17 protein-coding genes are annotated in these 13750 nt (G+C 62.0%); 5 read left to right on the plus strand and 12 right to left on the minus strand.

Annotation, left to right across the window (positions count from 1 at the left end; all coding sequences use genetic code 11):
* Nucleotides 1–127: 127 nt before the first annotated feature.
* From IVB23_RS12485 to IVB23_RS12500, 4 genes are all read right to left on the minus strand, one after another.
* Nucleotides 128–982, minus strand: coding sequence for a hypothetical protein (locus IVB23_RS12485; protein WP_247803745.1), 855 nt, complete (start codon nucleotides 980–982; stop codon nucleotides 128–130).
* 404 nt (nucleotides 983–1386) lie between these two features.
* The gene (locus IVB23_RS12490; protein ID WP_247803746.1) at nucleotides 1387–2046 is read right to left on the minus strand and encodes a hypothetical protein; all 660 of its coding nucleotides are present in this window, start codon (nucleotides 2044–2046) and stop codon (nucleotides 1387–1389) included.
* A gap of 587 nt (nucleotides 2047–2633) precedes the next feature.
* Nucleotides 2634–3470 carry a hypothetical protein gene (locus IVB23_RS12495; RefSeq protein ID WP_247803748.1) on the minus strand — a complete coding sequence of 279 codons (837 nt, stop codon included), beginning with the start codon at nucleotides 3468–3470 and terminating at the stop codon, nucleotides 2634–2636.
* A gap of 643 nt (nucleotides 3471–4113) precedes the next feature.
* Nucleotides 4114–4590 carry a DUF3833 family protein gene (locus IVB23_RS12500; protein ID WP_247803750.1) on the minus strand — a complete coding sequence of 159 codons (477 nt, stop codon included), beginning with the start codon at nucleotides 4588–4590 and terminating at the stop codon, nucleotides 4114–4116.
* 248 nt (nucleotides 4591–4838) lie between these two features.
* Here IVB23_RS12500 and IVB23_RS12505 point away from each other — a divergent pair, with 248 nt between their 5' ends.
* Nucleotides 4839–5108: a hypothetical protein gene (locus IVB23_RS12505; protein WP_061879348.1), complete on the plus strand. Its 270-nt coding sequence runs from the start codon at nucleotides 4839–4841 to the stop codon at nucleotides 5106–5108.
* Here IVB23_RS12505 and IVB23_RS12510 read toward each other — a convergent pair.
* The 3 genes from IVB23_RS12510 to IVB23_RS12520 all read right to left on the minus strand — a co-directional run bounded on the left by IVB23_RS12510 (nucleotide 5047) and on the right by IVB23_RS12520 (nucleotide 7427).
* Nucleotides 5047–5430, minus strand: coding sequence for a hypothetical protein (locus IVB23_RS12510; protein ID WP_247803752.1), 384 nt, complete (start codon nucleotides 5428–5430; stop codon nucleotides 5047–5049). The two genes, IVB23_RS12505 and IVB23_RS12510, sit on opposite strands and share 62 nt — an antisense overlap.
* A complete protein-coding gene (locus IVB23_RS12515) occupies nucleotides 5427–6368 on the minus strand; it encodes a Ku protein (RefSeq protein WP_061879349.1) in 942 nt (313 codons plus the stop codon). Before IVB23_RS12515 ends, IVB23_RS12510 begins: the two co-directional genes overlap by 4 nt.
* Before the next feature lie 120 nt (nucleotides 6369–6488).
* Nucleotides 6489–7427, minus strand: coding sequence for a LysR family transcriptional regulator (locus tag IVB23_RS12520; protein ID WP_247803753.1), 939 nt, complete (start codon nucleotides 7425–7427; stop codon nucleotides 6489–6491).
* A gap of 144 nt (nucleotides 7428–7571) precedes the next feature.
* Here IVB23_RS12520 and IVB23_RS12525 point away from each other — a divergent pair, with 144 nt between their 5' ends.
* A complete protein-coding gene (locus IVB23_RS12525) occupies nucleotides 7572–8498 on the plus strand; it encodes an MBL fold metallo-hydrolase (RefSeq protein WP_247804831.1) in 927 nt (308 codons plus the stop codon).
* Between the two features lie 69 nt (nucleotides 8499–8567).
* On the opposite strand, the gene IVB23_RS12530 is transcribed toward IVB23_RS12525, so the two are convergent.
* The 3 genes from IVB23_RS12530 to IVB23_RS12540 all read right to left on the minus strand — a co-directional run bounded on the left by IVB23_RS12530 (nucleotide 8568) and on the right by IVB23_RS12540 (nucleotide 10062).
* On the minus strand, nucleotides 8568–9365 hold the full coding sequence (locus IVB23_RS12530; RefSeq protein ID WP_247803755.1) for an adenylate/guanylate cyclase domain-containing protein: 798 nt from the start codon (nucleotides 9363–9365) through the stop codon (nucleotides 8568–8570).
* A gap of 273 nt (nucleotides 9366–9638) precedes the next feature.
* The gene (locus IVB23_RS12535) at nucleotides 9639–9851 is read right to left on the minus strand and encodes a hypothetical protein (protein WP_197967483.1); all 213 of its coding nucleotides are present in this window, start codon (nucleotides 9849–9851) and stop codon (nucleotides 9639–9641) included.
* A 1-nt stretch (nucleotide 9852) separates the two neighbouring features.
* A complete protein-coding gene (locus IVB23_RS12540; protein ID WP_247803757.1) occupies nucleotides 9853–10062 on the minus strand; it encodes a hypothetical protein in 210 nt (69 codons plus the stop codon).
* A gap of 534 nt (nucleotides 10063–10596) precedes the next feature.
* Here IVB23_RS12540 and IVB23_RS12545 point away from each other — a divergent pair.
* The 3 genes from IVB23_RS12545 (at nucleotide 10597) to IVB23_RS12555 (ending at nucleotide 11790) form a co-directional block, all read left to right on the plus strand.
* Nucleotides 10597–10965, plus strand: a complete 369-nt coding sequence (locus IVB23_RS12545; RefSeq protein WP_028180978.1) for a rhodanese-like domain-containing protein — start codon at nucleotides 10597–10599, stop codon at nucleotides 10963–10965.
* Nucleotides 10966–11164: 199 nt separating this feature from the next.
* Nucleotides 11165–11344 carry a hypothetical protein gene (locus IVB23_RS12550; RefSeq protein ID WP_247803759.1) on the plus strand — a complete coding sequence of 60 codons (180 nt, stop codon included), beginning with the start codon at nucleotides 11165–11167 and terminating at the stop codon, nucleotides 11342–11344.
* 149 nt (nucleotides 11345–11493) lie between these two features.
* Complete coding sequence (locus IVB23_RS12555) at nucleotides 11494–11790, plus strand: hypothetical protein (RefSeq protein ID WP_247803761.1); 297 nt, start codon at nucleotides 11494–11496, stop codon at nucleotides 11788–11790.
* Between the two features lie 21 nt (nucleotides 11791–11811).
* On the opposite strand, the gene IVB23_RS12560 is transcribed toward IVB23_RS12555, so the two are convergent.
* Together IVB23_RS12560 and IVB23_RS12565 are read right to left on the minus strand one after the other, a co-directional pair.
* Nucleotides 11812–13002 carry an adenylate/guanylate cyclase domain-containing protein gene (locus IVB23_RS12560; protein ID WP_247803763.1) on the minus strand — a complete coding sequence of 397 codons (1191 nt, stop codon included), beginning with the start codon at nucleotides 13000–13002 and terminating at the stop codon, nucleotides 11812–11814.
* Nucleotides 13003–13119: 117 nt separating this feature from the next.
* Complete coding sequence (locus IVB23_RS12565) at nucleotides 13120–13704, minus strand: HutD family protein (protein ID WP_247803765.1); 585 nt, start codon at nucleotides 13702–13704, stop codon at nucleotides 13120–13122.
* Nucleotides 13705–13750: the final 46 nt, after the last annotated feature.

A 13750-nucleotide genomic window follows, 5' to 3' on the forward strand; every position in this document is an offset into this window, starting at 1 on the left:
GCCGAGGGTTCGCCGCTTCCGCTCGAAGGTAAGTTCTATGCACTGTCACCGTAATCACGAGTTGGCCTGCCGATAAGCAATCGCTACAACAAGCTCAAGCTTGAGACCAGTTAGCTTGCAACTCGCATCAGGCCTTGCACTTTGGGCGGTGTCGTTTCTGATCCTGAGAATGCAAATCGGCTCGAGTAGGAAAGAAAGTGTCATCGTCCCCCAAGGTCAGCAGATTGGTGTGGACAGGCAGAAGATTGATCATCTTCGCAAACTGCGAAGGCAGGAGGACGCGGGTTTTCAGGTTTTCAAAAGGCATCGCCTTCGATTTCCGCTGCAATGAGCCATCAAGCTTGAAATCGATGTGCAGGAACGCAAACAGGCCGAACTTTTCTGCGGTGTAGATATGGTAGGCGTCCAGGCTCTGTTTTTGGCCGAAGTTTGCGAGCAGAGCTTGGTATCGCGGATCGTTGCAGGACGCGATGCGGTCCAGTTGAGCTTGCTTGGGGTTGTTTAGATCAAGCTTGAATCCATCGATACTTTCAAACTTGATGCCGGAAAAAACGTTGTGATCGGCATAGCCGTATCCCTGAAAACGACCGATCGGTTGCCGGAATTGTTCTGCTTTAAGTTCGGCCGACGTGCAGAGCTTTAGATATCCTGTACGGGCCAGGTGGGCTATTCCCGCAAGGTATTGCACTTCGTTGTAGAGTTGCGTGTCATTACTTGGGGCATGAACAGGTATCTTGGCCAAATAACCCGTTGGGACCTCGACCTTGCCGCCCCACATCACTGATCCCGTCGAAATCCTACCGCCTTCATGTGTAATTCCATGGGCTAGGACTGAGCTATCGACGAGGATTTGGAGAGGAGACTTCTTCCGCAGGACAAGTTTGGTCGGCAGCACGGACATGGGCAAAAGTGCCTTTGCCAGGCGCCGCTTAAATGACCGACTAAGCTTTTCGCGAAGGTTTTTCATGATGGAAACCGGCATGAGCTTAGCTGGTCCCTACGGATGAACGGTAGTCGCTAAATTGCCGGCTGGTGGCGGTGTCCACTACCGAGGAGATTGAAACGTCCCATGGTACGCTGCCGCTGAAATTGCTTTTCGAGAATTATCGAGACGCGAACACCGACAGTACTATGGAAGTGTCAATGTCGGCATCGGCTCTCTTCAGACGAGCGGAGCAATAGCGCGGCTTTCTTCGCATACTTGGCGGAAGGCAGAAGGCGGGGCGAGGCATAAAGTTCGATATGCGTCCAATAGGGCCCACCAGCCTTCGCGAGCTTCGGCTTGGCAAACCTGTGCCAGGAACTCCCAGCCAAGCGAACGAAGGCTGACACGCCGAAGCCCGCAGGGCGAAGGCGTCATGAGCGCGTTAGCTAATTCTCCGAACGTCACGCTTCCCCAGTCGCCTGAAGTTTTTTGGCTCTCTCAAGAGGTGTCTTTGGCTGATAAACTCCTGCCCTTCCAAGAAACGCTCCTTTTATATCTAGCCAAGCAGCATCCTCGTCGCGATGCGGTGCCGCCCAGGATGATCCGTCAGAGCCCAATAAGATTCGCGGCCCGAGCACACCTGTTGGCAACCATTCTGTACCACCATTCAACCGGATACGCTTCGTGCAAAGCCAAACCTTTGACAGGTACGGCACCAGTGAGTTGATCAGAAAAGACCTCGCAATCCGCGCCGCGCCAATATCTTCAAATCGGTCATCCAGTTCACGTCCCACTACAGCATCTTGAATCCTCGTTTCCAAGATGCTCCGCAAAGCGTCAATGAGTTGATCATTGAATCTGAGGCCACACTGATAGTCCGCCCAAAAATGCGCCCTGTAGCCCCTTCTTCCATTAAAGAACCAGTCGAATAGGTGTGCGCCAACGTGAAATTGTATTACAGCGCGATAGTCATTCGGCTGCCCTTCTGCACGCTCGCGCGCAAAGCGAACTTCCCCCACTTCAAGAGACTTTTCCAACGCGCCGCACACACGCATGAGCAACGAGCTAGGCGATCCGTCAGCCTCTAGGGTAACCCCACGACGATGATCGGCAGCCATCATCTCGTCGAAGCTCCAATCGAATTTGTTTGGAAAAGACATTCCTGATTGCCGTCCGGGTGTTAATTTGGCACAGGAAGTTACTTCTGTACTCTATCACGCCTTCGAGTTCAGCGCGCGTTTATGTTTCGGATAGCTAAATAATGCCGATTACGGTGACAGTGCTGGACTGCACCCCTGAAGTGAGACACGATTACGGTGACAGTGCACTCAACTATTCCATCCCCTTTCGTGGGTTCGAAGGCTGTAAATTAAGTACACTGTCACCGTAATAGCTGATGCCAGCAACATCGAGGCCAATCCCCATATCTTCCAGGACTCCTCCAGCATCGACTAAGCTGGTCGCAAAGCAAGGCCCCGGTAAGGGGCCTTTTTGTTGAGGACGGCGGCTAGGACAAACGGCCAAACGTCAACCTGACGCCCTCTCTTTGGCCCCGTTGCTGGACACGGTGGCCTTGTCCCTGTGACCGTCCTTCCACGGTCACCAGCCTATGCCGGACGATTGCCCTGGCCGTTTCCCGACTTCGGACTTTCCTGTGCGATGTACTCGCTCGGGTAGGCTCACGCTATGGAATCTGTTGGCAAGGAGCTTACCTCGTCTCGCTCGGATTGAAGCCGAACAGTTCGATAATGCGCTTATCTTGCCCGCCTAGATCCTTGTACGTATCGAGGTACGATGCCGCCTCCTTGGTCAACCCGGCTCTAGCCTCGCTATCCTTGTACAGCCGAACGATCTGGCTTCTGAATGCCTCAACACCCCTCCTGTCGCTATCGCTTAGCCCCTTTGGTTGTACGCGGGTGAGCTCCTCTTCCAGGGAGTACGTCCCTAGCTGGTGGAATAATTTGTTGTTTGGCTTCCAGTCCTTAAGCACCTCATCATAGGCGACGGCCTCAGCTTTCATCCCATCATTCTTGTCTCGCTCCCCAACCATACGGAGAACGTTACGCTTAAAGATGAAGTAGCGCTCCAGGGTGCGGACATAGTGCATGTACAAATCGAATCCCATGAGCCGGATGTAGCCTTGCGCTAAGTCGCGCCGCTCTTTTTCCGGCACTCCGAAATCTGCCAATTGCGCGTTGATCTCGTCGAGCCTTGCCTGATTCTCGACAGCGCTGTGGCCATCCCACCTTTGGCCAATGCCGACCGCCTCATAGGTGGACTTCGCGTTGATCACGGCTAAGCGCCGGAGCTTCGCCAGTATCTCGTCGGCTTCATTAAGTGTGCGGACGAGATGAGCCTTAACGCCCCATGCTTCCAATATCTCCAGCTTGGGAAGGAAGACGACGAGCACACACACTAGGAAAATGGCGCTCAACAGGCCGCCGGCGGCGACCTTTTCGTTCATGGCCTGATACACCGCGCAAATGAGCGCGAAGATAGCCATAGCCGCGACGAAATAGAGAAGTATCTCCCGAATCTTGTCCATGCCCCACCCCCAGTTGCTGGAATATACCCCGCAACCAGGCAAAGAAAAGCGTGGCGCGTTTCTTTGCAATGGGCTTCCTAACTGGCAAAGAACCTGCTCGCCAACCGTAGAAGGAAAAACGCAATCCCAACCGTTGTGAGAGCGCACACGAACAAGCCAGTCATCATGATGATGAAGCCCAGGGGTCGCCCGAAAGCGTTGACCACGACCGGTGACTGCTCCAAGACGAGTGCCACCCCGAATTTTGGGCGCACGAACCCTCCCACCCTCGCGGGTGCTTTTTTATTCGCCATATCCCCGTCCTCACCTGAGGGAGTTTAGTCGAGAGCCTACCGACGAATGGTTAAAGCCCAGAATACCAAAGACCCTATGAAACAAGGGTATCCCTGAGTCGCGTTAACTTCTCGCCTTTGATCCCGTTCAATATAACCCATATTTGGGACTGGCTTACCGCAAACGACAAGGGCGGAACTCATCGTCCCGCCCCTCGCTTACTTCACTGATTTCACACATCATTCGCCCGGCTTGAGCGGTCCCCTCCGCTTCGAGGTCTCGCGGAATTACGGTGACAGTGTTGGACTAAATGGCGGGCGCATTGCCGCTTTCGCACCGACTGAGTGTACTGTCACCGCCGAGCCCAAATCTATAGCTTCCGATAAGTCACATGCGCCGTCGCGAAAGGGATGCCTGCACGCCCGGCGCTTCCGCGAACGATGCACGCGCGATCATCGATCGCATAGAACCAGTCATCGAAGTTCAGCTTGAACGACTTGCCATCGCTCTGGGGCGTGTCGCGCGTGTACTTCCAATGGAATGCACAACCGGCCTGCTCGCCGGCGGCTTCGCCTTCCAGGCGATTTTCATGGCCGGTGTACTGACCGTCGCCCAGCTTGTGGATCGTCCAGCGCAGCGTGTCGCTGTGGCCGTCATCGAAGGTGTAGGTTTCGGTCAGGACGACAGTATCGGTGTCCGCGTCGAGCTCGCCATGAGCCGTGATCGTCGCCCGCTTCAAAAGCCCGCCGACGAGGCTTTCGACCACCGCCCATCCTTCCAAGCGGCCAACGAAGAACTGTTCAGGGAGAAACACCGGCGTGGTGCCAGCGAACGCATCAATGGCCATGGCTTTTCCTCCGAAACTGATGCCGACATAAGTCGCCTCTCAGCACCAGGTTCCTCAGGAGGAAACCTGCCTGGCTCTGCTGAGTACTTGCAACGCATGCAGAGTCAGCCGCAACACCTCGCATTCTCCACAGGCCCTCCGGAACACGTGGACAAACCTAGCCCTGCCGTTTGGGAATCCCTGACCCGTGCTAACCGCCCGGAACGAGCGAGCGGGCGCATGGATTCGCCCCGCAGGAGAAATCTTGCATGCTGATGACGAGGGAAAGACGGCCGGCGATCCGCACCCTGCGCGGATGGGCCATCCACGTGCTGCACGAGGCTGGCGCCATCAACGAATGCGAAGAGCACGGCTGGACCAGGGATCGAGCCGACCCGCACGCCCGGAAACGCGCGGTCGCGCTTGCGCGGCAGGATCCGCCGGACGGCGTCTCTGCCGATCAGGCCGTCGCGGAGATCAACGACGTCCTCGATTCGATCGGCGATACCTGTCCGGAGTGCCCCGACGAGGGCCTTTGAGGCCTGCGGCAAGGACCTTCGCGTACCAGGCGGCATAGGGCGTGTTCTTTGCCATGTGGCGATTGAAGTCCGGCGCGCCGTCTGTCCACCAGACCGGGCCGCGCTCCCCCAGCGCGCGCTTGACCTCGTCTACCGCACGATGCGCGGCCACTTCCGCGTCCGGGTCTTCGTCCGCCTTGGCGTCGCGCACGGCGCGCCTGGCCGCCATCAGTCGCTTCACCAGGCTTCCGCGCTCATCCTCCGCGAGATCGGGGTTGGCCATTCGCCACAGGCGACCGCGGACGACGAAGTAGCGTCCATCCGGTGTCACCGGATGCTTCACGCCGATTTTCGCCGTGCCCCTGCGGCCGGCTTCTTCGCGGACGTCTCCTTGGCGGCCGCCTTCTTGCCTGCGATCGGCATCAGCATCTCCTTCTGGCCGGCCGCCGCCTTCCTCGGCTTCTTCGCCGGCTTGCCTGCCTTCGCAGCCGCGGCCTCCTTCCCGGCTTGCTTGCCTACGCTGCGCCGCAGCGCCTCCATGAGGTCGACGACGTTCTCGCCCTTCGGCCGCTCCTTCGGCCGGATGACCTTGCCGGCGCGCTTTTCGTTGATCAGCTCGATCAGCGCAGTCTCGTAATGATCCTCGAACTTCTCGGGCTCGAATCGCCCGGCCTTCTGGTTGACGATGTGCCTGGCGAGATCGAGCATGTCCTTGGTGACCTTCACGTCCTGGATGTCGTCGAAATAGTCCTGCTCGCTGCGCACCTCGTACGGGTAGCGCAGGAGGGTGCCGACGAGGCCCTTGTCCATCGGCTCCAGCGCGATGATGTGCTCGCGGTTGGTCAGCACGACGCGCCCGATCGCGACCTTGTCCATCTCGCGGATGGTCTCGCGGATCACCGCGAAGGCGTCGTGGCCGACCTTCCCGTCAGGCCGGATGTAATAGGGGCGGATCAGATAGCGTGCGTCGATGTCGGACCTGGCGACGAACTCGTCGATCTCGATGGTGCGCGTGGACTCCAGCGCTATCTCCTCGAGCTCTTCTTTCGATACCTCGATGTACTGGCCCTTCTCGAGTTCGTAGCCCTTGACGATGTCCTCGTTCGGCACCTCGTCGCCGGTGTCCGCATCGACTTTCACGTATTTGATGCGGTGGCCGGTCTGCCGGTTGAGCTGGTTGAACGAGATCTTCTCGCTCTCGGACGTGGCCGGATAGAGCGCCACAGGACAGGTGACGAGGGACAGTCTCAGGAAGCCTTTCCAATTGGCGCGCGGGGCCATGTACGCAGAACTCCGGTTCGAGGCGGCTCGGATTCAAGACGAACGGCCGGCCTGGGTTCCGACATCAGGAGCAACATTCATGACGAGCACGCCTTGCGGCGTCTTGCTCCATTTTTGGGGTCAGGCCCCCGCTCCCGCCGACTTGACGCCATCAATCACGAGCCGGCGCAGCCAGATCGCGCCGGGATCGTCGTGGCTTCGTTCGTGCCAGAGCAGGCGATAGCCGTAGGGCGTCACCTGCGCCGGCGGTTTCAGCATCGCGAGGCCGAGCCGCGGCGCGAGTTGCCGGGCCGCCCGCGAGGGCATGGTCACCAGGTAGTCCGACGCGGCCGTGATCACCGCGGCCGTTGCGAAATAGGGAACACGCAGCGCGACGTGCCGCTTGTAGCCGCGCTCGGCCAATGCGGTATCGATCGGCCCGCCCTGCCCGCCGAAAATGCTGACCACGATGTGCGGCCAGGCCGTGAACAGCTTGATCGGCAGCACGTCCTTCGCCCCGCGCATCTGCTTGAGCAAGGGGTGGTCTTGCCGGACCAGCGTCACGAAGCTTTCGCGAAACAGCTCGCGCGCCCGAAACGAGCCGGATACCGGATTGTCGGCATACAGCACGAAATCGACCTGACCGTCGGCGAGCATGCGAAACACATCACGCGAGAAGCTGACGATTTCGATCGCCGCACCGGGTGCCTCGCGCGCAAAGCGGGCGGCGACATTGGGCAGGATGGCGAGCGCGCCATAATCGGTCGTCGCGATGCGAAAGACGCGGTCGGTGGCGGACGGATCGAACTTCGGCTTGTGGAGAAATGTCTCGACGCCGCCGAGCAGGGTCGCCAGCGGCTCGCGCATCGCCTCGGCACGGAGCGTCGGCATCATGCCGCTTGCCGTCTTCACCATCAGCCGGTCCCCGAACAGGCGCCGCAGCTTTGCCAGCGCACGGCTGATCGCCGGTTGGCTGCTGCCGAGACGCTCGGCGGCGCGCGTGACACTGCCGGTCTCGAGCAGCGCATGCAACACCACGAGCAGATTGAGATCGACCTTCGCCAAATCCATTGAACGCATAATGCAATTTCTATCATGATATTTGTGGATGACGCCAGGTGGGCGTACACAGCCTGCCATCGCCGCCAGGCCGGAGGAGCCGTCATGCCATTCCATCTGAACATCAGTCGCCGCCTCCTGCTCGCCGGCAGCACGGCCGGAGCGATGACGCCGCTGCTGGGCATGCCGACAGCGATCGCGCAAACGCCGGCGCCTAAGACCAATTCCGGCCACTACAGCTTCCGGGTCGGCGAGATCAAGGCAACCGTCGTCAGCGACGGCACGCTGAGCGGCAATCCGCGCATCTACGCCTCTACCGCGCAGGTGGAGGAACTTGGCAGGACGTTGAGCGATGCGTTCCTGCCGACCGACACTTTCAGGCTCAACCTCAACACGCTTCTGCTGGAAACCGGCGGCAGGAAAATCCTGATCGAGGCCGGTGCAGCGCAAACCCTCGGCCCCGATGGCGGACATCTGTTCCGCAATCTTGCGGCGATCGGCGTAGAGCCCGAGCACATCGACGCCATCGTGATCACGCATACCCATCCCGATCACGTCGGCAATCTCAGCCGCGCCGACGGATCGAACGCTTTTCCGAAGGCGGCCGTCTATCTTCCCGAGGACGATTTTGCCTTCTTTATCCGGGGCGAGCCGGACCTGTCGCGACTACCGATGCCGGAAGACTTCCGGCGCACCTTCATCGCCAACATCAAGCGCAGCGTGGCGCCGGTGGCCAAGTCTGCCGTGCTGTACCGGCCGGGCAGCGAAGTGTTGCCGGGCCTCACGACGATCGCAGCGGGCGGCCACACGCCGGGCATGTCGGCGATCCTGGTGCATTCCGGTGCGCAGCAATTGCTGATCACATCCGATGCCGCGTATAGCCCCCTGCTCAACATCGACAATGCCTGGCGGCCCGGCCCCGATCTCGATCCCGACTCCGCGTTGCAGTCGCGCAGGCGCCTGTTCGACCGCGCCGCGGCGGACCGCATCCCGGTGCTCGGGTTCCATTTTCCGTTTCCGGGCATCGGCAACATCAGGAAAACGGACGGCGGCTATCGCTGGGTGACGGCGAACTGGCGGTTCGAAGGCTGAGCAAGCGCAAAGATGCCAAGGCCGTCATCCGGGGTGACACGCGCATCACGCGCCGTGCTCCTTTGCACCTCACCCCTCCACCCGCCACAACCTCCACCTCTCCGGCACGCCCTTGAGCCGGTGCACGCCGTGATCCCTCAGGCTGATCGCGGACTGCGCCGTCATCAGCTCCTTCACCGCGCTCGACACCAGCACCTCGCCCGCGCGCGCCTTTGCGGCGACGCGGGTGCCGATGTGGAAGGCGAGGCCGACCATTTCGCCGCCGCTGATGGTGTATTCGCCGGCGTGCAGGCCGACCCGGATCTCGAGGCCGAGCGTGCGCATGGCCTTCTGGATCGCGGTCGCGCAGGCGATGCCGGCGGCGGGCTTTTTGAAGGTCGCGAGCACGCCGTCGCCGGTGGTCACGACCTCCCTGCCGCCGCACGTCTTCAGCTCCTTGCGGACGGCGGCGTAATAGTGCCCCATCACCTTGGTCCAGCGGGCATCGCCGAGCTTGGCCGCCTTCGCGGTGGAGCCGACGATGTCGACGATCAGGATGGTGGCGAGCGCCTGCTTGAGCTCGGCGCCGCGTGCGGCCGAGGGACGCCGGTTCGCGATGGGACCGGTCAACGGCTCGTAGCGATGATTGCGGCGTCGCGCGATCGCGGCCTTCGTGTAGTCCTGCGCGCGCTGCGCGGTGCCGCAACGGACCGTCTTCTCCTGCGGCAGACGCGACCAATAGACCTTGCGCCCGGCACCGGCGCCATGCACCTCCACCGCGCCCCATTTCAGGAAGACCGCCGAGCCAACGCGCCTGACGCACCACGCCTTCGACGTGTAGCCGGAGACGTTCGACTGATGGACACCGATGCGAAGGAATTTCGGCATGAATGTGCGGCCAAAGACCGTTTGCGTAGCTTGTCGCAAAAGCTAACCGCACGACCCGGCGTTGGCAACCGGACTCCCCGTCCCGCCCCCGCCCTGCAGAGCAATCGCATGTGGAAGCGACGTCGCTTTGGCCATCCTTCGAGACGCCCGCCGTTGGCGGGCCCTCAGGATGAGGATGGAGTGCGCGGCAGCAGTCTCGGCGGGCACCGATGTGCCTGGCCTCCGCCTGAAGGAGACGCCATTTGCGATTGCCCTGCACCCCAGGCCCGCAGCCTAAATTCCTCGGCCGCCGCCCTGTTTGCCGATCGTGCAGCGCCACCCGGCCAGGCGTTCGGCCGGATGCTGCGCCATCCATTCGGCGAGCTGCGGCGCGCCGATCAGGCAGGACTGCATCGTGACGTCGGCGAAGTCCGAGGTCGTGACGATTTGTTCATGACAGTCGGTCGGAGACGAGAGGCTGCAGAGCACGGCGATGATCCTGATCATCTCACGCGAGCTCCTTCGACCAATCGTATTCGGGCCTGGCGGCCGAGCGCGCCGGTTTGGCGGCATCGACGCTCGAGGCCTTTTCGGCGCGGCGCTGATAGTCGTCGGCCAGCAGCTTCAGGCGCGTCGCGACCACCTCGTCGGTCATGCTCATCGCAGCGCGCAGCAGGCTCTGCGCCGTTTCCATGTATTGCTTGCCTCGTCGTGACATCTCTAGGGTCATAGCATCCTCGCGCGGTTTTCTGGAGATAGATCGATGGCGATCGGGACACGGCCGAACCAGTCGCGGTCGTCGCGGCGGCGGGTCGCGAGACGTTCGACGCACTTCTTCGAGCAGAGCGGCTTGCGCCACGCGTAATACCTGACCAGGCCGAACCGGCCGTCACAGACGGCGCAGCGCCCGGTTCGAGCATGAGGATTTCCAGAGCAGGTTGGCATTGACGTCTCCTCTCGCTGTCGCGCCTGATGTCGCCGATCACCTCTTCTGTTGCACCGGGGCTTGCCTCGCCTCCCGATGACGCGGGCGGCATTCGTCGTCCAAGCCGCCAACGAAGCCGGTCTACGAGTCCTGCGCGGCGATCTCTTTCACCAAGCCGCCCTCAATTGCGCATCCGCACGACGCGCGGCCCGGCACATGACGGGCCGGCTAACGCCGGTCTGCCCGGCGCGGCGTCCATCGACTGGAGGAGGCGCAGCGAAAAGCGATGTGCTATCCTCCCGCGGGGGCGGGCAGGAGAGAGAAACCATGGCAACGAGTGTCAAGCAAATGCTGGAAGCTGCGAACGCGGCGGTCCCGAAGATCACCTCCGACCAGGCAGCCGAGATGATCAAGAACGGCGACACGCTGGTCGTCGACGTTCGCGATGCGCCGGAAGTCGCCGCCAGCGGCAAGATCGCGGGCGCCGTGAACGTCTCGCGCGGCATGCTGGAGTTTCGCGCCGATCCGGAGTCGCCCTATCACGACAAGGCGTTCGACAAGACCAAGACCGTCATCCTCTATTGCGCGTCCGGCGGCAGATCGGCGCTGGCCGGGAAGGTGCTGAAGGATATGGGCTACGACAAGGTCTACAACGTCGGCGGCTTCAAGGATTGGTCCGGGGCGGTCGAGAAATAGGCGGAACAGGCAGTTCCCGTTTCCTGGCGCTTGCACATCACGGCCATGAACGATCGATCTCGGGGCGCGGACGTTGGTGCCGCGCCCCCCCGGCGATCGGCGGCGCCCGACTTGCTCGGTCGATCGAAGCTTCATCCTTGACGCAACGATCCGCCTTCACGCGCGTTTTCCCTCTGCCGAGAACCGCGCGAGGCGTGTCATGACCAGGGATAACGAACTGAAGCCCGACGATTTCCCAATCGAAGCCGACAAGGACAAGCTGAAGACGCACAAGGGCGAGCCCGTCGCCGAGGCCGAATCGGAGCAGATTGCGAATGAGATCGCCGACCGGCTGAACGAGCACGCGCACCGGGAAGAGCAGGATCGCTGGTCGGCCTAGCGCCAGCCGCCGCCCCGCAGGATTTGGAACGACCAGGCGTTCCCGCGCATTGGCCCGCGCCGGATCCCACTTGTTCCGGCAATGGCGGCCCCGGCATGAACCGCCCCCGGACGGCCGGGGCCGCCTGACCGCGAGCGAAAGGAGCGAACATGAAAGCGCTTGTTCTTGCGGGGCTCGTTGCAGCTCTCGCGTCTCAACCTTCCGCGTTCGCCCAAGGCGGCGCGGGTGCTTCCAGAACCGGATCGAGCATCGATGCAACCGGAACAGGCGGCGCGACGGGCGCGGGCGCATCGAGCCTCAACACGTCATCGGACGCCAACAGCGGCGGCTCGAGCGCACCGGCGAAATCAAAGACAGAGCGTCCCGGCGACAACGACACAAGGCAAAGCCAGGGCGGCCAGATGAACGCACCGGGCGCCGGCACGATGGGAACGAACCGCAAATAGGCGCGGGCGCACGTCGCGCCCTCACTCCGGATACGCGAACAGATCGATCGGCTCGTTGAAGCCGCGCACCTCGTGCCGGCCGACATGCTCCAGCGCGAACTCTTTCTCCACCAGCTCGGCGAAGGCACGCGACAGCAGCACCTTCTTGCCGATCGTCTTGGTCAGCGCCTCGAGGCGGGAGGCCATGTTGACGGCCGGGCCGATCACGGTGAAGTCGAGCCGGCTGGTCGATCCGATATTGCCGTACATGACGTCGCCGACATGGACGCCGATGCCGTAGTTCAGCGGCGCGCGGCCGGTGCCGTTGTTCCGTTCGTTCAGCGCGGCCATGGCCTGCCGGGCCTCGGTCACGGCATGCAGCAGGTTCGCGCACGCGCCGGGCGCGCTGAGCGGGAAGATCGCGAGCAGTCCGTCGCCGATGAACTTCAGGATCTCGCCGCCGTGCCGCGCGATCGGCTCCGACATCGCGTCGAAGTAGTCGTTGAGCAGGTCGATGACGTCGTCGCGCGGCCAGTTGTCGGAGATCTTGGTGAAATCGCGCAAATCGCAGATCATGATCGCGGCGCGGACCGTGGTGCCGGTGCCGCGCCTGGTAGCGCCGGCCAGGATCAGCTCGCCGGCATGGGAGCCGACATAGGTCTCCAGCAGCGTGCGGGCCAGGCGGTTCTTGATGCGGATCTCGCTGACCAGCGCCAGCACCGGCAGCAACTTCTTGAGACCGGCGATATGCGCATCGGCGAAACCGCCGGGCCGGTCGGTCGCGAAGGTAACGATGTGCCGCTTGCCGAGCGTATGGTAGAGCGGCCAGGCCACATAATCGGTGAGGCCCTTGGCGCGCATCTCGTCATAGAGGGCGTGCTTGCGGCCGAGCGAGGAATCCTGCTCGAGCCTCTCGCGCAGCTCGGTGGCGCCGTCATGGATCTCGTGGGCGGCGCTGCCGATATATTCGGGCCGCTCGCGGACTTCATAGTCGACCAGCGCAATCTCGGCCTCGCGGCTGCCGTCGGACCACATCATGCGGGCCCCCAGCCATTGCGGGTGATTGATCAACACGTGGAGCGTCGCCCGCTTCACGGGAATGCCGTCCTGCTGCAGGCGGATGCACATCTGCGCGAAGATGTCGTCGATGAAGCGCTCGTCGCGCGTACCGTTGGTCAGCCAGTCGATGACGCCGTCGGCAGGCGTGGGGGCAAGATTGTCTGGCGCGGTCATATTCTGCCCCTACGAGCTGCGGTCTGCTACCGAAGCAGATATCATGCTCCGGCCCGGCGGCGTCAACCTGGCCAGTTGCATGGATTGTGCGCAGCAGGCGACCGGCACAGCGGCCGCCTAAGCGAGCAGCCAGATCGATCCCAGCACCGCCAGGCCCGAGACGAGCGCAAGCATCGCCGGCTCCGTCAGCTCGACCTTCAGCGTGCCTTGGCTGGGAACCGTAAAATTCTCGCCGTCGAGACGGATGCGGCATTCACCGCGCGCGGCGTAGACGAGATGGGTGCCCACCGCGAGCGGCCGCTCGCCGGGCTCCCTGAGCGCGACGAGATCAATCTCGGCCGCACCGCGCCGCGCCATCAGGTTCACGACCTCGACGGGACCGGCCTCCAGCTCGGTGACGATCTCGATCTCGCCGGTGAAGCGCACGGTCGTAAAAGGTTCACGTTCGTCGAATTCCTGCGTGGACGACTTCAGCACCAGCCCGCGCCCATCGACGACCATCTGCAAGCGGTCGATACCGGGCATGTAGGAGAAGGGACCGGGCGCCACGATCGGCGTCGAAGCAAATCGCCACAGCAGGCTGTCCCAATTCTTCCGGGGCGCATCGTCCCGATGGGCGTCCGCAATGTCGGTGAAGATGCCGCCGCCGTTCTTCCAGGGCGAGCGGGTGTAGTCGTCAGGCTTGAGCAGTGTTGCTTTCATGTCCACATCATGCGCGGGATGGAGCGGCTTTGCCACCGGTTTCACG

Origin of the sequence: Bradyrhizobium sp. 191 (genome assembly GCF_023100985.1) — a bacterium.
In the GTDB taxonomy this organism is placed as follows: Bacteria; Pseudomonadota; Alphaproteobacteria; order Rhizobiales; family Xanthobacteraceae; genus Bradyrhizobium; species Bradyrhizobium diversitatis.